The sequence below is a fragment of the Rhodoferax sp. LB1P47 genome (genome assembly GCF_056521445.1).
In genome coordinates this window covers 19827-38937 of the sequence record NZ_JBWMAU010000008.1, presented here as the reverse complement: position 1 = coordinate 38937, position 19111 = coordinate 19827, and the positions used below count along the sequence as shown (strand labels likewise).

Below are 19111 nucleotides of genomic sequence, written 5' to 3'. Positions count from 1 at the left end.
AGCCTATTTCACGCGTTTGTATTGAACGGACATCAGACCCATGTCCACTTTGGCGGTGTCGCTGTCTATCATCACAAAAATCAGCCCGCCGGGCTGGCCCTCGGGCATCACCTTGACCCGCTTGCCATCCACCTCAAATGTGGCCTTTATGCTTTGCCCGCCGACGTCCATGCTGGTGCTGGTGAAGGTCATGTCCATCTGGTTGCCCAGCATGCCGCCCATGCCTTTGCCTACACCCATCGACTCGCCCATAGCCTCGGCATCCATGCGCCAGGTGCCCTTGAGCGGGTGGCCGCCAAAGCTGAACAGGTTCGATAGCGATGCACCGATGCCCGAAAACAGGCCAGGGCTAGCAGCGGCGGTGCTGCCGTCGGCTTTTTGGCCACGCCGGGCAGCCTTCACCTGCTGCTCCAGCTCGGCGACATAGGCCATGCCGGTGGCCCATTTGCCCTCGCGCAGGCCAAACGAGTTGGGTTCCACGCGCTGCAAATGGGCATCTTGGTAGGTCCAACCCTGCAACTGCGGCAGCACGGCATCGCGCACTTCGGCGGTGGACATCCACGGCGCGGTGTCAGTGGTTTGCAGTACAAAAGACGCTTTGACGGCCAGTACCTTGGGCGAATCTGCGCCGCCGGTGATGGACTCTTCGGCGGGCTTTTGGATGTCGCTCACCTCGGCAATGCCGACGTGGTGGGCCGCGCACAGGCTGCGGCCCTTGCGCCATTTGGCCAACTCGGGGGTAGGCTGGTATTGGGCCAATGCCTGCTGAAAATCAGCCGCAGGAATCTCTACCGCCGGGCTGTACAGACCGGCCTTGACCAGCGCGTCCAGCCAGGTGCGGGTGCTGGTGTCGCCTTGCGCTGCATTGAACGGGCTGGCGGCATAGTCCATATTGCCAATGCACAGCGTGGACTGGTACTTTTTGTCGAACGCATCGCCAAAGCCCGCCTTGGCCGCTGCCAGCAGAGCGCTGGGAGTGGCGGCAGGCGGCTGGTTGACGAAATACACCACGCCGCCCGCCACGGCCAGCACCGCACACAAGGCGGCCCCGGCGATCAGGGCTTTCTTGGGTGAAATGGAGGGAATGGACACAGCAGGAGCGGGTGCAGACGCCACCACCACGGGCTTACGCAGCGCGCCCCCGCAGTTGTCGCAAAAGGCTGCGCCGTCTTCGTTATGGGTGCCGCATTTTGTGCAAAAAATAGCCATGGATATCCCTTGGACCAGCCCTAGGGACTGGTGGTTGAAAGTTGGGGGGGGGGGGGTGCGGCAGTTGGCCGCACAGGGATGTCAGGCCAGCTTATGCCCGCAGCCGCCACAAAACACGTCGTCGGCCACGCAGGCAGTGCCGCACACCGGGCACTGGGGCTGGGCCGTAGTGACGACAGCGGCTACAGGGATGGCAGCCGTTGCTTCAAAGCGGTGAGCCTGCTGGGCGGCCATCGCCTCACCCTTGGCCTTGACCTCTTCGGCCTTGCGTTTGGCGGCATCCATCGCCCCACGCATTTGCTGCTCCATGCCCTCCACATCCACACCCTGGATGCTGGACAAATACACCTGGCAGCAACCCCGGAAGTACACCAGCGTGGGCAGGGTGAAAGCAATCGCCCACACAATACCGCCGCCAAATGCGCCCGCCGCCATGTAGCTGCCACCGCTGCCGCCCGATTGGTTAACGAGGGAGGTGATGCTGTTCATAGACATGCTGCCCACGTTCAGAATTCCGGCAGACAAACCGCCCGACACCAGGGTTCCGGTAAGCATGATGCCCACCAGAATGCCGCCCACCACCATCACGATCAGCAGCAGCACCAGCATCGACAAAATCACCACTACGATGCGCTGGCGCGCAATCGCCGCCAGGCGCGACATGGCCTGCATGGCCGTGGCCCCGCTCCAGATGGCGGGAGCCGCCAACGGGGTAATCACGGCATACAGCGCAAACACCGCCATGCCCGAAACCACCACGCACAACGGAAACACCAAGGCAAACAGCAGCGGCCCCAGCCCTGGCAGCTTGCAGACAAATAACAGTACCACCAAGGCTAGCAGGCCCAGCAGGTAGACAGCCCCCACCATCAGCATCACCAAAATCAACCGGTGCCCGGTGCCCACCGAGGTCAGCACGGCAGCCAAGATGGGGCGCGATGTACCGCCCCGGGCCTCGTCCATCAGCATGATGCCGACCGCATTGGCCCCGTAAAACGCCACCGCCAGCCCGAGCAAAAAGAACACAGCGCCCACCAGCGCATGCACGTGCACCGCCACCACCCCGCCCAGGGCAAACACCGCCCCGGCGGCCACCATGCTGGCCAGCAAGAGCACGGCGGCACGCCAGTTGCGAATGGCATCTGCCGCTGATATGAGGCCCGCCGACTGGCTTAACTGTTGTTGAAATGACATTTTTTAGACTCTCTGTGGATGGCTGTTGCGCTTAGACGGTGGTGTGCTGGAGTTTTCCGGCCCGCACCGTCACCCGCTGCATGCCCTTGGGCACGGTGTTGTCGGCCACCTTGGCCACGGTGACGGTGCTGCCCTTGGCGGTTTTGGCGCTGGCGGTTTCCAGCGCAACCTTGCTGGCGCGGGCATCGGCGGTCGTCATGGCCAGCTCGATGGTGGACGAGCCACGCTCGTCGGCCACGCGTTCGGCCAGGGTTTTGAGCTTGCCAATGGCCGCGTCGTACTCGGGCGTGCCCTTGGTGGACAGGGGCAGGTCCACACTGACCGAGTCAAACGCTTGGTACTTCTTGGTCTCGTTACTGGCCTTGTCGGTGGCGGTTACTTCCACGGTTTTGATCTCACCCACCCGGGCCTGCTGGCCCGCAGGCAGATTGGCCAGTGCCGCAACAGCCTCTTGCTGCGCCTTGGCTGCGGCATCCATTTCGTCTTGGCGGGCTTTTTGGAAGCCGATCAAGCCCCCGGCCACCGCGCCCACCACGCAACCCGCCAGCGGGTTTTTGCCCATCAGCTTGGCGCCAATGGCACCCACCGCACAGCCCGCAGCAGCCCCCACGCCTGCGCCCACGGACTTGCTGTCCATGCCGGTTTTTTCTTGGATCTGAGCGCAGCCCGAAAGAGCCACGGCCAGGGCAACTGCCGACAAACGAAGTAATTTCATAGTGTGTGTCCGGTTCATTTCAAGAGGTCATCCAGAGTGCGGTTGGCATCTTTCAATGCCGCCTTATCTCGCACGCGCTGCTGGGCCTGGACATCGCGCTCGGCGCGCTTTTTCTGGGCCGCTTCGTCAGTTTTGGCCTTGTCCGGCACCACACGGAGCTCGGCCTGGGGCTTGGCGGGCGGGGTTTCGGGTTTTTCAGGTGCGGGTGCAGCCACCACGGCAGGGGCTGGCGCGGGGGCCACGGCGGGCGCTGGCGGCGGCGCTTCGACGGCAGGCGGTGCGGGTGCAGGCTCGGCCGTGGGCACAGGGGCCGGGGCTGGCGCGACCACAGGCGCAGCAGGCACGGCCTCCACCACAGCGGGCGTTGGTTCAGGCGAGCTGCGGCCAAATGCGAAGTAGCCACCCATTACCGCCGCCAACAACGCTGCGCCGATGCAGGCGGGTACCACATAGGAGGGGCGGCCTGTCGTGGGCAGCGGTGCAGGTGCAGGGCTGGGCGTTGGCTTTGGGGGCGGCGGAACCGGCACGGGTGCCGGGGCGGGAACAGGCTCTGGCTTTGGCACAACCACGGGCGTAGGTTCTGGTTCAGCGACAGGGAGAAAAACGGGTTCGTCAAGAGGCGCAGGCTGGGGTGCAACGGGTGGCGGTGGCACTGGAGCCGGCACGGCAACGGGCTCTGCCTGCGCGGTCGGTGTTCCGCAGGATTTGCAGAACTTCGCCGTAGGGGCATTCACCGCCTGGCATTGGCCGCAGGCTTTGCCAACGGGGGCTTCCGGCACGGGTGCCGGAGCCACCACGGCGCGCAAATCACAGCCACAGGATTTGCAAAATTTCGCGGTGTCCGCGTTGGCAGTTGCACACTTCGGACAATTCGTAGCCATTGGTTTCCTTGCGACAAGCGCGGGATAAAAAATGAACTGACAACCCAATTTGAAAGTTCTTGTAACCATTCTAGATGCTAAAAATGAAGGCAATTTTCAGTACCGTGCCCCGAAATTCTTTCTTAACCCAGCGCACCAACTGCTATTTTTATAATAGCTACTAGCGCATATTAAATATGGGCTGGTAGCCCATATTTAATAAGACTTTGTCTACTGCTGCGACCACAGTCCCAAAAAGCCCCGCGTCAAACCCGTGGTGCTGGGCGAGCCATGCTCCAGCACGGCATAGGCGGTGCTGCCGTCGCCTTTTTTATAGCTGTAGGCCGCCAAAGCGATGGAGCCGCCACTGATGGGGTGCAGGCTACCCGCCAGCACCTGCGTGAAGTCCGCCGCCGCCAGGGTGTAGATCCCACTAGAGTCTGTGATGTTGGCATTGCCTGCACCGTCCACGGCAAAGCTGAAGCCGCTGGTGATGGCACAGTCTTCCCGGAACACGCTAAAGCTCTGCCCTGCTAGGTCGGCGGCCTTCAGCAAACGCGTGGCGCTGGCGGCCACCAAGATGTCTGTTCCTTTTTGGGCCATGCTGGCGGCGTTTTGGCACAACAGGGCGATGGCGGGCAGCTGGGTATCCGCCGTGTTGCTGCCCACCGCCACGCCCGCCGTGACGGGGCCTCCATAGCCAATGCCGCCATCGCTGGCCGGAGTCATGGTGATACTGCTGCCGCGCAGGCTGAGCACACCCGCCACGCCGACCCCTTTGTCGGTGTAGGTGGCGGTGGTAGTGGCCGTCGCAAGGTCTTGCAGGTAATAGGTGCCCAGGTAGTTAACGTTGACGGGGTTGGTGGCCGTGCCGGCAGTACCGCCGGTTGCACTGCCGATACCGGTTCCGCCGCTCGCAGCGGTGGTGTCATCGCTTCCGCCACCGCAGGCGGTCAGCACAAGGGCAGTAGTCAGGGCTAGGGCGAATGCGGAAATATTTTTCATGGCGAATCCTTTGATTGATAGGGGATAAAAATGGCGAGCGCAGCGCTCAGTCAGCGATGCCAAGCGTGCCCGCGTACCAGGCGGGGCTGGCAGCTTGTGCCGTGCTGGCCGCCTTGTCAGGAGGGGCGGAGGCGCAAGCACCCAGGATGGACAGGAGTGCCACGATGGCGGCAATGCGGGCGGCGGTTTGGGTCATGGGGTTGGCTTTGCGGTTGGGAGGGGTTGAAAAAATCGGCTCCTCTGTTATTCGCAAGCCCACCCACCCCGGTTCAAACTATTTGTGTAACAACCAAAGTTATGATCCCCGCCTATCCATGCAAGCTCCCCCCACCCCCGCCGAACTCCTGGCATCCGTACGCGCTGGCGACACCCGCGCTCTCGACAGCCTGTACCGCAGCTGGTCGCCCAAGGTGCGGCTATTTGTGCGCTACCGGGTGCTGCCCAGCGGGCTGGATGTGGATGCGCTGGCCGAGGAGGTGGTCATCGACGTGTTCCACGACCTGTGGCGCTACCCCGAGCGCTTTGACGGGCGGGTGGCCTTCAGCACCTGGCTGCTCACCCTGGCGCGCAACAAGGCGATTGACCAGTTGCGTAAATTGCAGCGCCACCCGCCCGGCGATGAACTGGACGGCACAGACGACCTCCCAGCCGACCCTCAGAACGAGCCCCCCGCCCAATTGGCCCGGCAGCAGCGCCAGCACGGCGTGATGGACTGCCTGCGCCGACTGCGCAATCCGCAACAGCGCGAAAGCCTGATGCTGTGGGCACTGGAAGACATGCCCCTGGCTGATATTGCCCGGCTACAAGGCAGCCCTGAAAACACCGTTAAAACCCGCCTCTACCATGGCCGCCTGAACCTGCGTGCCTGCCTGGAGCGCTGGCTGGCCCGCGAAGGAGAACCCGATGGCCGTGCCTGAATCCCACCCCGACAACGACCTTGGTCTGCGCGCCGCGCTGCGCGAAGGCTTGCAGGCCGAACTGGCCCAGATCGACCCCGAAGCCGGGCTAGACCGCCTGCATGCCCGACTGCGCGCCGATGCGGCCCATGCCCCGGTGCGCGTCGCAGCCGATTGGCGCAGCGCCCTGCGCGGCTGGTTTACCCGCTGGCCCACGGCTTTGGCCAGCTTGGTGATCGTGCTGCAAGCCGGGCTGCTGGGCTGGCAGACGGTGCACCCGGTGGATGAAACGGCATGGCGCGGCATAGTCACGCCCGGTGACAACAAAGTGCCCCACACTGTGCTGGCCGTGCGCTTTGCGCCTCAAGCCACGGTGCAGTCGCTGGGGGGTTTGTTGGTGCAGCTACAAGCCACCGTGCTGAGCGGCCCCGATGAAGACGGCATCTGGCGCTTTAGCGTGCCCACCGTGCAACACAAGGCCGCGTTATCGGCGCTGCGCGCCCATCCGACGGTGCTGGATGCGACGGCTCGTTAACAGGTGACTGAGGGCGGGCGCTCAGTGGAGGGCTTGCAGCACCTGTTCCTGCCACTGAATCTCAAAGTCATCGAACACAGGAACCTGGTAGTTGGCCACATCGCAATACGCCTTGATGTCTGCCAGGTTCTGGCCGCTGAGCCCGCCCGCCCCAGGTAACGAGCTGTTTTTGAGCTTGAACATCAGCGCCTCACTGCCCGCAGTCGCGTAATCGAAACACGGTAGAGGACCGCAACCTTGTTGGTTGCCCAGCGACTCATACGAGTGCGCCAGACGGAGCACGCGCTGCCCGTTGTCTGCCGTCAAATCGCGCTGACATTCAGCGCTGGTACGTAGCGTCCCTGGTGCAGTGCGTATGGCGATGGACCCGTTGGCGTGCTTATTGAGTTGAGATTGGTAAGTTTCCTTGTCACTTTGCAGGCGTTCTTGAAGGCTCGCTTCATCACCGGGCTTGTTACAGAACAGTTGAAGCAAGCGCAGGTCCACGGCGGTGAGGGCGGGTACCTTCTGCGGGCGGTAAGTGAGCTGCTTGCGCAGTGTTGAAACAGGGCTGACCTGCATGGAGCGAATGCTTTCCATGCAAGCGTCTTCAGACTGGAGCAACTGCGGGTACTCCAAAAACACCTGCACCATGGTCTGATTTCCACTTTCGAGCGGCCGCTTGATGGTTCGTTGCGACCACGGCATTCCTCCGGCCAAGAACAAACTGACCACAGCCGTGTCTCCGCTTTCAACCGCATTGGCCCGGTCACTCGTCGTCCACAAAATCCCCTGATTGGCCAGCTCGCGCCGGGGATTGGAGGTGCGCCCTTCTCGAATGTCTTCGAGCACGGCGGTTTGCACGCGCTGCTCTTTTTGGACGCCTTGCAGCAGGCCCAGCTGCATCTGCGCATTGCGCGCCGCATCAAAATGGCTGGCAACCACGCCCCCTTTGGCTGCCGTGGCATGCGACCACGCCGCGCCAGACACCATGAGCAGCGACAAAACCCCTGTACCCACCAGCAACGGGGAGCGGTGCAAGGCAAGGTTCGGGGTCAGCAACAGACGCAGTGGGTTGGCATTGGGCAGGTTGGGGGCCACAAACCGGCGCAAGCCCACCAGGGTCAGTAGACAGGCGAGCACCACCGCTGCGGCGGAGGGCAACAGCGCGATGCGCGGCGACACAAAGTCGAGCACGCCCACCATGGTGGTACCAAACAGCAAGGAGGCGTTGAACGGCATGACCCAGCTGCTGATCCACTTGCGGGCCTGGTCTATCGGTGGCCCGGCCTCAGCGGGAAAACTGTGACCGCAGTGTTCGCAAAACTTGGCATCAGCTGGGGCGGCTTGGCCACAGTCGGTACAAAAACCCATAAAAGACCTTTTAGCTAACGTTTAACGGTGCGCAGTGTGCCGCATAGCTGCTGGTAGAAGGCCCAGCGGGGTTGCAGCAGGGTGTTGAGCGTTTCACGGTGAAAAAGAATGCGGGTGCCGTCCAGTGCAGGCGAGTCATAGCCGCGCTGGAGCAGATCGGGCAGTTGATTGAACCGCCGGGCCATCGTGGGTACGTCGCACATCTCGGCGGCGAAAGGCAGGGTGTGGGCCTGGTGCACGATGGACTGCATGATCTTGCTCGGCCAGTCCCACCGGTTCTCGCGCGGGTCGATGATCTTGACGATATCCTGCACTTCCACCCGCCAGCCCGAGGCCATCAGCACATCAAACACCTGCACATCGTCGTTGTCGATGGCCTCCTGCCAGCTTTGCTTGTTGAAGCCTACCCCCAGCTGCGCCAATTGGCGGCGCGCACTGGTGGTGTCGGGTGGCGGCATCCGGGGATCGACTGACCGGCTCGCAGCCAATGGGCTGGAGTTGGGCTGCACAGGGGCCTGTGCGGCGGAGGGGGTATTGGGGCCGCCCCCCGCCAAATACATATCGGCCCCGGTCAGCAGGCTGTACTCCGTGGGGATTTGCGTGCCGCCCGTCTCGGCTTGCACGGCGGCGCGCGTGCGTTTGAACACCTGCTCCAGGGTGAGATTGGGCTCTTTTAGCCAGCGGGCCAGATGGCGGGTATAGGGGCCGTTGCCCGCATCCCGTCCATCCGATGCCAGCATGCCCGGCTCTGTGGAAAACGCCACAAGCGCCCCCTCGGGAGGATGCATGGCCGCCAAACCGGGCTTGGTCGCAGGGCCACTACCCGCACTGCGACTAGGGTTGGTCGCCAGCAGCGGGTTGTTGCGGCAGGCATCCAGCACCACGATATTGAGCGGGTTACCGGTGTCGCGCAGTCCCTGCAACAGCGCATCGGCATCAATGGCGTACTTTTGCGCATCTTTCTCCCGCACCAGGTATGCGCCAATCGGCACGATGTAATTGCGCCCCGTCACCTGCACGCCATGACCGGCGAAGTACACAAAACCAATCCCTTTGGTCTGGCGCAGCGTGCTCTCTAGCGCGCGAAGCGCCTGCTGCATGCCGGGCAGGTCGGCGTTCTCCCGCAGGCGTACATCAAAGCCCAGCTCTTTGAGCGTGCGCGCCATCAAACGGGCATCGCTTACCGGGTTTTTCAGCGGCGCATCAGGGGCGGAATACGCGGCATTTCCGAAGACCAACGCGGTGCGCGGTACCGCCCCCACAGCTTGTGCCAATGCCGGGCAGCCCCACATCCATAGGCAAGTGGTAAATAAGGCCCCAAAAATTACTACGCGTCGCAACATTCATAGAATATTACTACATTATTTATAGCTGCTTTCGCATATAGGACGTGCGCTGGAGGCCTTTTTTCTTTAAATAATGCACCACACGCCAGCCCAGCAGCACCGCGATGATGGCGGCGTACACGCCCACCTCGGCAAAGTTATTTTTACCCGCCCGCATCCAGAAAAAGTGCAGCAAGCCCAAGGCCGCGATGGCGTAGACCAATTTGTGCAGGGTCTGCCAGCGCTTGGCCCCCATCGCCTTGATGGCGCGGTTGAACGAGGTGGCGGCCAGGGGGGTGAGCAGCACAAAGGCAGAAAATCCGACCAGGATGAACGGCCGCTTGGCGATGTCTTTGGCGATGTCCGGCACGTCAAAGCCCATGTCGAACCAGCTGTAGCTCAGCAGGTGAATGACCACGTAAAAGTACACAAACAGCCCCAGCATGCGGCGAAAGCGCGCAAGGCCCGGCGTGTTGGTGAGGGTGCGCAAGGGCGTGACGGCCAGCACGATGCAGAGGAAGCGCAGCGTCCAGGAACCGGTGGCGCGGATCAGGTGCTCAGCGGGGTTAGCGCCCAGGCCGTCGGTGAACGCACCCACCACCAGCCACAGAAAAGGCAGCAGGCAGAGCAAGAAGACACCCGGCTTGGCAGCGGGGTGGAGCAAGAGCTTTTTCACGGGGGAAATCAGAAGTTTTTGTTCAGGTCCAGCCCGGCATACAACTGGCCCACCTGGGCTTCGTAGCCGTTGAACATCAGGGTTTTACGCTTCTTGGCGAACAGGCCGTCTTCGCCGATGCGGCGCTCGGTGGCCTGGCTCCAGCGCGGGTGGTCCACATTCGGGTTGACGTTGGAATAAAAGCCGTATTCGTTGGCGGCGGCCTTGTTCCAGGCGGTAGCGGGCTGCTTGTCGGTGAAGCGGATTTTGACGATGCTCTTGCCGCTTTTGAAGCCGTATTTCCACGGCAACACCATGCGCACCGGCGCGCCGCTCTGGTTGGGCAGCACTTCGCCGTACATGCCAAAGGTCAGCAGCGCCAGCGGGTGCATGGCTTCGTCCATGCGCAGCCCTTCCACGTAGGGCCATTGCAGCACGCGGGAGCCGACGAAGGGCATGGTCTTGGGGTCGGCCAGGGTAACGAATTCGACAAACTTGGCGCCGCTGGTGGGTTCCACCGCTTTGATGAGCGCGCTGAGCGAATAGCCCACCCACGGAATCACCATAGACCAGCCCTCCACGCAGCGCAGGCGGTAGATGCGCTCTTCCATCGGGCTGAGCTTGAGCAGGTCTTCGAGCGTGTACTTGGCGGGCTTTTTGACCAAGCCCTCGATCTCGACGGTCCAGGGCGTGGTTTTCAGGGTGTGGGCGTTTTGCGCCGGGTCGGCTTTGTCGGTGCCGAATTCGTAGAAGTTGTTGTAGGTGGAGGCATCTTTGTACGGGGTGATTTTTTCCATCACCGCAGCCCCTGCCACCGCCGATTTGCCTCCCACCAGCGGGGCCAGCTTGCCCCCACCTTGGGCAGCCACCTCAGCCATTGCCTCACGCCCGGCCCAGGTGGCCAACGCCGCCCCGGCGACGCCGCTGGCCATCAGCTTGACCATGTCGCGCCGCCCGGCGTAGACGCTGTGCGGCGTGATCTCGCTAGAGGCTGGGTGGAGAAAGCCGTCGGAGTGGGTCTTGATCAACATGGGGCAAATCCTGGTGGTTTAGCTATCAGTCGTCCGAGGCGCAAAAGTCTTACAGAGTTCCGTAGCTATGGAGTCCACTCAAGAACATATTCACGCCCAAGAACGCAAAACTGGTCACGCCCAGCCCAGCCAGCGCCCACCAGGCGGCTACCGTGCCGCGCAGACCCTTCATCAGGCGCATGTGCAGCCAGGCGGCGTAGTTCAACCAGACGATCAACGCCCAGGTTTCCTTGGGGTCCCAGCTCCAGTAGCCGCCCCAGGCTTCGGCCGCCCACAGAGCACCCAGCACGGTGGCGATGGTGAAGAAGGCAAAGCCCACGGCGATGGATTTGTACATCACGTCGTCCAGCACTTCCAGGCTGGGCAGGCGCGCGGCAATGCGTTGGCGGCCCCACAAAATGCCCCCCATGATGGCCGCTGAAATCAGCAAATACACCGCCCAGTAGCTGCCGCCCGCCTCAGTGGTGGTTTTGCGAAACACCAGCGGCATGAAGCACAGCACGATGCCCAGGAGCCACAGCGGGGTGAGCTTGTGCCAGCGCGTCTCTAGCGCTTGCTGCTTGATCAAATAGCCAAACGCCAACATGGCGGCCATCGCAAAGGTGCCGTAGCCAATGAAGTTGGCAGGCACGTGCAGCTTCATCCACCAGCTTTTCAGCGCGGGCACCAAGGGCTGGATTTCATGCGCCTCGCGCACCACGGTGTACCAGAGCAAAAAGCCCACCGCCGCGCTGACCACCAGCATCACCATGGCACCCATAGCGCGGGTGTTGTACTGGGCTTCAAAGTACAAATAAAAGGTGGCGGTGAGCCAGCAAAACAGCACAAACACTTCGTACAAATTGCTGACCGGGATATGGCCTACATCGGCCCCGATCAGGTAGCTTTCGTACCAACGGACCATCGTGCCCACCAGCGCCATCGTCACTGCCGTCCAGGTGATGCGCGAGCCAAGGGACTCCATGCTGGCGCTGTTGCCGCCCGATGTGGCCACACCCAACCAGTAAAAAATAGTGGCCATGAAGAACAGCACGCTCATCCACAAAATGGCCGACTGGCTGGACAAAAAGTATTTCAGCCAGAACACGGTTTCCGAGCGCGGCAGGCTGCCCTGCCCGTCTACCTGGTAGGACCATATCGCCAACAGCGACAACGCCGCCACCGTGAGCATCAGCACCCGCAAAGGCCGCCAGAACCAGCCGATCCAGATGGCGGCGGGCAGGGTGCCCAGCAAGATGCCCTTCTCGTACACGTCCATAAAGTCGATATAACGGCTGAAGGCAAACAGGCCACCGGCCACCACCAAGGCGGCAAACAGCCAGTCAAAGGGGCTGCGGCGGCCAAAGTAGGCTTCGTTGAGCTGGATGGTGACAGGTGAGGTAGTGGTGGTCATATCAGTCTTTCGCCTCGGTCGGGGAGCCTATCAGTTTGCTTTTGAGGTGGTCAAATTCGCGGTCGCCGTCCATCGTCTTGCGGTTGGTGGACAAGGCCATGCTGGCTTCCGTAATACCCTCGCCCTGGCTCAGCCACACCCAGACGCGGCGTTCGCGGATGTACAGCATGGCAAACACGCCGAGGATCAAAAACGCGCAGCCAAGGTACACCACTTTTTTGCCCGGTGCGCGGGCCACCTGGAATACGCTGGCCTGCACCTGGGTGAAGTTGGTCAGCCCAAAGGCCATCGGCGCGGGGTAGAACTGCACGTCGCTCAGGGCCAGCACGGCCTGGGTCATGTAGCCCTGGGTTGTGTCTGATGCCTCCAGGGGCGGCAGTCCGGCTTGGGCTTGCGTGGCTTGCAGCAGCTCGAACAGCACGCCGTTCAGGATGCGCACCAACACCGCACCGGCTTTTTCACGCTCGGCCTCGGGCACATTGGTTTCGATGAAGTCGGCGATGGCTTGCAGGCCGCCCTTGGCGTTCTTGCCGCCAGGCTCAGTCCCGGCAAACAGGGCCAGGGCGCGGTTGGCCGACAGGCTGAGTTGCTGCGCCAGCTCGGGCCGCGCCGGGTCTACTGCCTTGGCGGCGTAGCGCTGCACCGCTTGGGCGCGCAGGGCCGGGTCGAGCAGGGCCGCACGCAGGCGGGTGAAGCTGTCCATGCTGCCCTCGCCATCCACCGGGATGCGCAGGTAGCGGAAGGCATCCACCGGGTTCTCGCGCATACCCAGCAGGTACACCGGCACGCCGTCGCCGGTGTCCACTGGCAGCATGTAGTTGTGGAATTCGCGGGCCTGGCCGGCGGCATCGCGCAGTTTGTAGGTGATGCTGGGGCCGACGTTGCGCAGCACTTTTTGGGTTTGCGTCTTGTTGGCCGCACCCAGACGCGAGTCGATGGCGTGGCGCAGATCCACCTTACGCACATCCGCGCCCGAAGAAGAGGCATCGGCCCCAAAGTTTTCCACGTTGATGACGCGCAGCGCGGTGTATTCCAGCGTGAGCTTTTCACCGCCGGTGCCCTGGCTCAGCTGCGAGGTGCCGCCGATCACGCCTTCAATCTCGAACGGCTTGGTGGCCGCCCCCATTGGCACGGCCCGCAGCGACACCTGGGAGCCACCGTCGTCAAAGCTGGACTGGTAAATCTCCACGCCCTTGTAGTGGGCGGGGTGGTTGACCTCGACCCGCGCCGGAATGGCGGCTCCGGTTTCCTTGTCGTGGATGACGATCTCGCTGGCAAACAGTTTGGGCATGCCGGTGGAGTAGTACTCGACGATGAATTTCTTCAGCTCGATGGCAAACGGCAGGTCTTGCAGCACCACGCCATCAGCCCGGTTCAGCAGCGCCGTGCTGCTTTGCCCGCCCTCGGCCACCAGGATGTTGCCGCGAAAGGTCGGGTTGCTGGCATCCAGGCGGTGTTGCACGGGCACATCGGCAATCAACCCGCCGCCGGTGTAGACCGACTTGCCATTTAGCAGCATCTGCGCCTTGACCACCAAATCGCCATCCAGCAAGCCGCCGATGCAAATCAGCACGATGGCGCTGTGCGCGGCGATGTAGCCCAGCTTGTTGGCGGCACCGGCTTTGGCGGCCACCATCCAGCCATTGTCACGCTGCTGTAGCTTGACCTTCCAGCCACCGCTGGCCAGGGTTTGGCCGATACGCCGGGCCGCCGCCTCGGGCGTTTCAGCCAGGGTGGCCTGGGCGTGGTGGGCAAAGGCTTTCAGGCTTTGGGCGCGGATGTTTTCTTTGTATATTTTGAAGTCGGCCAAAATTTTGGGCGTGCTGCGCGCAATGCACAGCGAGGTGCTGAGCACCAAAAACCCCAGGATCAGCATGAACCACCAAGCGCTGTACACCGTGGTCAGGCTGGCCGCCGCAAACACCTGGGCCCAGAACGGCCCGAACTGGTTGACGTAATTGACCAGCGGCTCCTGCTGCTTGAGCACTGTGCCGATGACCGAGGCAATGCAGATCACGGTCAGCAGCGAGATCGAGAACCGCATGGACGACAACAGCTCTACCGCAGCGCGCAGCGCGTGGGAGCCGGTTTTGACGCGAACGCCGTGGGTGCTAACGGACATGGAAAAAAGTGCAGAAACTAAAAATTAAAAGGGCGGGCCATCTGGGATGGCCCGCCCTATGGAGCGCAAATGGGAGAACTTGGTTCCCCCACGTCACATCAATGCAGGCCCGCGATGTAATCGGCCACAGCCTTGATTTCACGGTCGTTCATCTTGGCGGCCACCATCGTCATTTGGGCACTGTTCTTGCGGCCACCGTCGCGGAAGGTGGTCAACTGCGCAGCCACATAGTCGGCGTGCTGGCCACCCAAGCGCGGGTACTGGGCCGGAATGCCCGCACCGTTGGGGCTGTGGCAACCGGCGCAGGCGGCCACTTGGCGGTCGGCAATGCCCCCCCGATAGATGCGCTCACCCAGAGCCACCAGCTCTTTGTCTTTGGCAAAACCGGCTTTCACCTTTTTAGAGGCCGCCCAGTAAGCGATGTTGCGCATATCGTCATCGCTCAGGGTGGTGGCAAAGCCCTTCATCACCGCGTTATTGCGCTTGCCGGACTTGAATTCCTGCAATTGCTTGAGCAGGTACTCAGGGTGTTGCTGCGACAGCTTGGGGTTGGCGGCGATGGCCGAATTGCCGTCAGCACCGTGGCAGGCGGCGCACACAGCGGTAAAACTGGCCTCGCCTTTGACCAAATCGGGCTTGGCGGCCATAGGTGCGGCAGCTTTTTCTTCATTGGCCGAAGCCGACAAAAAGGGGCTCGCCAGCGCGGCGGCGGTCAACAGGGAGACAAGGAGCTTCATATTCGTGGGCCTATCGATTTGTCTTTTTTCTGGGTCGTATTAGCCGATGATTCTACAATGCAGGCCCGGTTCTCTTTACGCGAACCCCATGAACACGACGGGCGCAACACCTGCACCTTGTCCTTCGAAGACTCCATGATTCCTACCTCTCCCCCGGCAGCCGACGGCGCGCCCTTGCCCAAATTGCCGCCCGCCAAAAGCCAAGCGGTCATCGCTTCGGGCTGGATGCACACCGCCAAGTTCCTGACCACCGCGCCGCAACTGCACCACTTGCCGCCGCTGACCGTACCGGAGATCGCCTTTGTGGGCCGCTCCAACGCGGGCAAATCCACCTGCATCAACACCTTGACGCAGCAAAAGCAGCTAGCCTACGCCTCCAAAAAACCCGGCCGCACGCAAAACATTAACCTGTTCAGCCTAGGCAAACAGGGCATCACCGATGCAGTACTAGCCGACTTGCCCGGCTACGGCTACGCAGCCGTGCCCAAGGCCGACAAAATCCGCTGGCAGCGCGTCATGGCCAATTATTTGGTGACGCGTGAGAACCTGATCGGCATCGTGATGATGTGCGACCCGCGCCACGGCCTGACCGAGCTGGACGAAATCTTGCTGGACATCGTGCGCCCCCGCGTTGCCGAAGGTCTAAAGTTCTTGATTTTGCTGACCAAGTCCGACAAGCTAAACCGCGAAGAGGCCACCAAGGCCTTGTCCATCGCGCGGCTGCAAGCCGGTGGCGGCGAGGTGAAGTTGTTCTCGGCGTTAAAGAAGCAGGGCATCGACGAAGCCAGCCAGTTGCTGTGGCAGTGGGCGCACCCCGAAGGCTCGGATGCACCTGCGCCCAAGCCCGCCGCACCGGTGATCGACGAACCTGAGAACCTCGACGAACCCGAGAATCTGGACGAAGATCAATAGTCTTTTAGGCCTCTAGCGCATATCTCACCTGCGCCAGATGCTACTAAAAACATAGCGACCCTCAATACACCTCTGGCTGGCCCGGAGGTCGGGTTTTGAAACGCTTGTGGACCCAGAAGTACTGCGCGGGCATGGTGGCGATGTAGTCTTGCAGGCGGCGGTTCATCAGAGCGGTGTCGGCTTCAGCATCATTGCTGGGGAAGTCTTCCCAGGCGGGCAGCACCTCCACCTCGTAACCCCAGGCTGTCATGCGGGTCAGCACCGGCACCACCTTGGCGCGGCCCAGCCGGGCGAAGCGCGACAAAGACGGCACGGTGGCCGCAGCCACCCCGTAAAACAGCACAAAAAACGCGTCCTTGGCCCCAAAGTCCATGTCGGGCAGCAGGTACAGCGGCTGGCCCTGGCGCAGCGAGGCGACGACTTCTTTCACCCCCTGGCGGCGGTCAAACAGGCGGGCGTTGCCAAAGCGTTGGCGGCCCTGGGCGATCCACGCGTCCATCACCTGGTTGCTTTGGGGGGTGAAGATGGTGTTGAAACTGCGCGGAATCTGCTGCGACAGGGCGGTAGCCCCTGCGTCCAGCCCCACAAAGTGCGGCACAAACAGCACGGTCGGTGCATCGCCGTTCAGCTGCGCCACGTCGCCCACAATTTTGAGCCGCTGCAAGGTGCGCTCGGGCGCGCCGTGCCACAGCCAGCCCCGGTCCAGCCAAGCCTGGGTGAAATACACAAAGATTTGCCGCACTAGCGCCCGCCGTTCCTGCGCAGACTGCTCTGGAAAGCATAGTGTGAGGTTGGTGGTGGCGATGGCCCGCCGACCGCCCAGCAGACCGTACAGCAGCATCCCCAAGACCCAGCCCACACCACGTAACCAGGCTAACGGCAGGCGCGCCAGCAGGCGCATGAACACAATCAATCCTTGGGACAGCATCAAAAATCCAAATCAGAAACGGGCAGAAAAACGAAAATCAGGGGCGGGCTTCTGGGCGCGGCTGCTTGTAGCGCGCATAGCTCCAGAGGTACATGCCGGGGCGTTGGCGGATCAGGTCTTCCATGGCTGCGTTCAGCGCCGTAGCCGCCACCACATCGCCCTGGTCCAGCGGCAAATCCAGGGGGTGCACATGGATGACGTAGCCCCGCCCCCAGGGCAAACGGTCGCCCAAGGCTACCAGCATCGGCGCGCCACTTTGCCGGGCCAAACGTAAAGCCAGGGTCATGGTGTAGGCCGGGCGGCCAAAAAACGGCGCCCACACGCCCTGCCCTTCTCCGGGCACTTGGTCGGGCAGCATACCGACCACCCGGCCCTGTTTGAGCGACTTGAGGACCATGCGCACGCCGCCGGTGGTGGTGGGCGCGGCCTCCAGCCCGGGGGCGGAGCGGGCGGCCTTGAGCAGCGCGTCCAGCCAGGCGAATTTGGACGGCTTGTAGAGGATGGTCATGGCACCATACTGCTCGCTGAAACGGGCGGCGTGGGCCTGGGGCACCACCTCAAAACTACCCACGTGCGGGGTCATAAACACGACGCCCTTGCCCAGGGCCAGTGCGGTCTCCAGATGCTCCACGCCTTGCCACTGGATTTTGGGTAACTTCTGGGCGCGTGGGCGCAGCCACAGCCAGGGCAGCTCGGTGACCAGCTTGCCCGCTTCGGCAATGGCACGGCGGGCTTGGCGCGGGGCAATCCCGGCCTGGGCCACGTTCTCGTTGAAGCGTTTGCGGTAGGTGGGCGATGCCCAATACGCCAGCCAACCCAGCAGCGCGCCCAGCATGTGCAGCACCGCCAGCGGCAGGTGGGCGGACCATCGGAACAACAGGGACATAATTTGTGACGGTAAAATGAAAAGGTCGCTGAGTTAACTGAACTACTTGCAGGGCGACGTTAAACACATCTGCTAAAGCGTTCGCCAAAGCTCCAAAGGCTGGCAACGCGCCATCCACCACTACAGGAGTTTACAAAATGGCGAACGACTTTCTCTTCACCTCCGAATCCGTCTCCGAAGGCCACCCCGACAAGGTTGCCGACCAAATCTCGGATGCGATTCTGGATGCCATCTTCAAGCAAGATCCCTTGAGCCGCGTGGCCGCCGAGACGCTGACCAACACCGGTTTGGTCGTGCTGGCCGGTGAAATCACCACCAACGCGCATGTGGACTACATCCAGGTGGCGCGCGACACCATCAAGCGCATTGGCTACGACAACACCGAATACGGCATCGACTACAAGGGTTGTGCGGTCATGGTCTGCTATGACAAGCAGAGCAACGACATCGCCCAGGGCGTAGACCACGCCAGCGACGACCACCTGAACACCGGCGCAGGCGACCAGGGCCTGATGTTCGGCTACGCCTGTAATGAAACGCCCGAGCTGATGCCCGCGCCGATCTACTACGCGCACCGTCTGGTCGAGCGCCAGGCCCAGTTGCGCAAAGACGGCCGCCTGCCGTTCCTGCGCCCGGATGCCAAGAGCCAGGTAACCATGCGCTATGTGGACGGCAAGCCGCACAGCATCGACACCGTGGTCTTGTCCACCCAGCACCACCCCGACCAGTCGGAAACGCCCACCAAGATGAAGGCATCCTTCATCGAGGCGGTGATCGAAGAAATCATCAAACCGGTGCTGCCCAAAGAGTGGCTGCAAAACACCAAGTATTTGATCAACCCCACCGGCCGCTTCGTCATCGGCGGCCCGCAAGGCGACTGCGGTTTGACTGGCCGCAAGATCATTGTGGACACCTACGGCGGTGCCTGCCCGCACGGCGGCGGCGCGTTCAGCGGCAAAGACCCGACAAAAGTGGACCGCTCGGCCGCCTACGCTGCCCGCTACGTGGCCAAGAACATCGTGGCCGCCGGTTTGGCGCGCCAGTGCCAGATCCAGGTGGCCTACGCGATTGGCGTGGCGCACCCGATGAACGTGACCATCTACACCGAAGGCACGGGCGTAATCCCCGACGAACAAATCGCCGAGCTGGTCAAAGCGCATTTCGACCTGCGCCCCAAAGGCATCATCCAGATGCTGGACCTGCTGCGCCCGATCTACGAGAAGACTGCGGCTTATGGCCACTTTGGTCGCGAAGAGCCTGAGTTCACCTGGGAACGCACGGACAAAGCGCAATTGCTTCGGGCAGCGGCGGGCCTGAAGGGTTAACCGCACTTTACGGTTCGCGGGGATACTGGT

19 protein-coding genes and 1 pseudogene are annotated in these 19111 nt (G+C 62.3%); 4 read left to right on the top strand and 16 right to left on the bottom strand.

Translation table 11 applies throughout. From position 1 onward, the window contains the following. Positions 1-3: 3 nt before the first annotated feature. The 7 genes and pseudogenes from AC0969_RS10925 to AC0969_RS10895 form a co-directional block, all read right to left on the bottom strand. The gene (locus AC0969_RS10925) at positions 4-1209 is read right to left on the bottom strand and encodes a zinc ribbon domain-containing protein (RefSeq protein ID WP_479624171.1); all 1206 of its coding nucleotides are present in this window, start codon (positions 1207-1209) and stop codon (positions 4-6) included. Between the two features lie 81 nt (positions 1210-1290). Then, positions 1291-2403 carry a hypothetical protein gene (locus AC0969_RS10920; RefSeq protein WP_479624170.1) on the bottom strand — a complete coding sequence of 371 codons (1113 nt, stop codon included), beginning with the start codon at positions 2401-2403 and terminating at the stop codon, positions 1291-1293. A 31-nt stretch (positions 2404-2434) separates the two neighbouring features. Continuing rightward, complete coding sequence (locus tag AC0969_RS10915) at positions 2435-3118, bottom strand: hypothetical protein (RefSeq protein WP_479624169.1); 684 nt, start codon at positions 3116-3118, stop codon at positions 2435-2437. A 14-nt stretch (positions 3119-3132) separates the two neighbouring features. After that, positions 3133-3525, bottom strand: coding sequence for a hypothetical protein (locus AC0969_RS10910; RefSeq protein ID WP_479624296.1), 393 nt, complete (start codon positions 3523-3525; stop codon positions 3133-3135). Between the two features lie 300 nt (positions 3526-3825). Continuing rightward, positions 3826-3999: pseudogene (locus AC0969_RS10905) on the bottom strand (double zinc ribbon domain-containing protein); the annotation flags it as partial. A 210-nt stretch (positions 4000-4209) separates the two neighbouring features. Next, the gene (locus tag AC0969_RS10900; RefSeq protein ID WP_479624168.1) at positions 4210-4983 is read right to left on the bottom strand and encodes a hypothetical protein; all 774 of its coding nucleotides are present in this window, start codon (positions 4981-4983) and stop codon (positions 4210-4212) included. 46 nt (positions 4984-5029) lie between these two features. Beyond that, positions 5030-5179, bottom strand: coding sequence for a hypothetical protein (locus AC0969_RS10895; RefSeq protein ID WP_479624167.1), 150 nt, complete (start codon positions 5177-5179; stop codon positions 5030-5032). A 118-nt stretch (positions 5180-5297) separates the two neighbouring features. On the opposite strand from AC0969_RS10895, the gene AC0969_RS10890 reads away from it, so the two are divergent. Both AC0969_RS10890 and AC0969_RS10885 read left to right on the top strand, forming a co-directional pair. Beyond that, positions 5298-5900: an RNA polymerase sigma factor gene (locus tag AC0969_RS10890; protein WP_479624166.1), complete on the top strand. Its 603-nt coding sequence runs from the start codon at positions 5298-5300 to the stop codon at positions 5898-5900. Next, positions 5887-6414 carry a hypothetical protein gene (locus tag AC0969_RS10885; protein ID WP_479624165.1) on the top strand — a complete coding sequence of 176 codons (528 nt, stop codon included), beginning with the start codon at positions 5887-5889 and terminating at the stop codon, positions 6412-6414. The genes AC0969_RS10890 and AC0969_RS10885 overlap by 14 nt, the downstream gene beginning before the upstream one ends. 21 nt (positions 6415-6435) lie before the next feature. Here the strand turns inward: AC0969_RS10885 and AC0969_RS10880 are convergent, their stop codons facing one another. The 7 genes from AC0969_RS10880 to AC0969_RS10850 all read right to left on the bottom strand — a co-directional run bounded on the left by AC0969_RS10880 (position 6436) and on the right by AC0969_RS10850 (position 15030). Next, complete coding sequence (locus AC0969_RS10880) at positions 6436-7635, bottom strand: hypothetical protein (RefSeq protein ID WP_479624164.1); 1200 nt, start codon at positions 7633-7635, stop codon at positions 6436-6438. 146 nt (positions 7636-7781) lie between these two features. After that, entirely contained in the window at positions 7782-9005 is a 1224-nt protein-coding gene (locus tag AC0969_RS10875; protein WP_479624163.1) for a caspase family protein, read from the bottom strand. Positions 9006-9132: 127 nt separating this feature from the next. Next, on the bottom strand, positions 9133-9768 hold the full coding sequence (locus tag AC0969_RS10870) for a protein-methionine-sulfoxide reductase heme-binding subunit MsrQ (RefSeq protein WP_479624162.1): 636 nt from the start codon (positions 9766-9768) through the stop codon (positions 9133-9135). An 8-nt stretch (positions 9769-9776) separates the two neighbouring features. Beyond that, complete coding sequence (msrP, locus tag AC0969_RS10865) at positions 9777-10778, bottom strand: protein-methionine-sulfoxide reductase catalytic subunit MsrP (RefSeq protein ID WP_479624161.1); 1002 nt, start codon at positions 10776-10778, stop codon at positions 9777-9779. A gap of 49 nt (positions 10779-10827) precedes the next feature. After that, entirely contained in the window at positions 10828-12171 is a 1344-nt protein-coding gene (ccsB, locus tag AC0969_RS10860; RefSeq protein ID WP_479624160.1) for a c-type cytochrome biogenesis protein CcsB, read from the bottom strand. A gap of 1 nt (position 12172) precedes the next feature. Further along, positions 12173-14293 (bottom strand): cytochrome c biogenesis protein ResB, encoded by a 2121-nt coding sequence (locus tag AC0969_RS10855; protein WP_479624159.1) that lies wholly within the window; start codon positions 14291-14293, stop codon positions 12173-12175. A 98-nt stretch (positions 14294-14391) separates the two neighbouring features. Beyond that, positions 14392-15030 (bottom strand): c-type cytochrome, encoded by a 639-nt coding sequence (locus AC0969_RS10850; RefSeq protein WP_479624158.1) that lies wholly within the window; start codon positions 15028-15030, stop codon positions 14392-14394. A 135-nt stretch (positions 15031-15165) separates the two neighbouring features. On the opposite strand from AC0969_RS10850, the gene yihA reads away from it, so the two are divergent. Next, a complete protein-coding gene (yihA, locus tag AC0969_RS10845) occupies positions 15166-15942 on the top strand; it encodes a ribosome biogenesis GTP-binding protein YihA/YsxC (protein WP_479624157.1) in 777 nt (258 codons plus the stop codon). 61 nt (positions 15943-16003) lie between these two features. Here the strand turns inward: yihA and AC0969_RS10840 are convergent, their stop codons facing one another. Then, positions 16004-16870, bottom strand: coding sequence for a lysophospholipid acyltransferase family protein (locus tag AC0969_RS10840; RefSeq protein WP_479624156.1), 867 nt, complete (start codon positions 16868-16870; stop codon positions 16004-16006). A gap of 37 nt (positions 16871-16907) precedes the next feature. Then, positions 16908-17756 carry a lysophospholipid acyltransferase family protein gene (locus tag AC0969_RS10835; RefSeq protein WP_479624155.1) on the bottom strand — a complete coding sequence of 283 codons (849 nt, stop codon included), beginning with the start codon at positions 17754-17756 and terminating at the stop codon, positions 16908-16910. A gap of 137 nt (positions 17757-17893) precedes the next feature. Between AC0969_RS10835 and metK the strand changes: the two genes are divergently transcribed. Next, complete coding sequence (metK, locus tag AC0969_RS10830) at positions 17894-19081, top strand: methionine adenosyltransferase (RefSeq protein WP_479624154.1); 1188 nt, start codon at positions 17894-17896, stop codon at positions 19079-19081. Positions 19082-19111 lie beyond the last annotated feature (30 nt).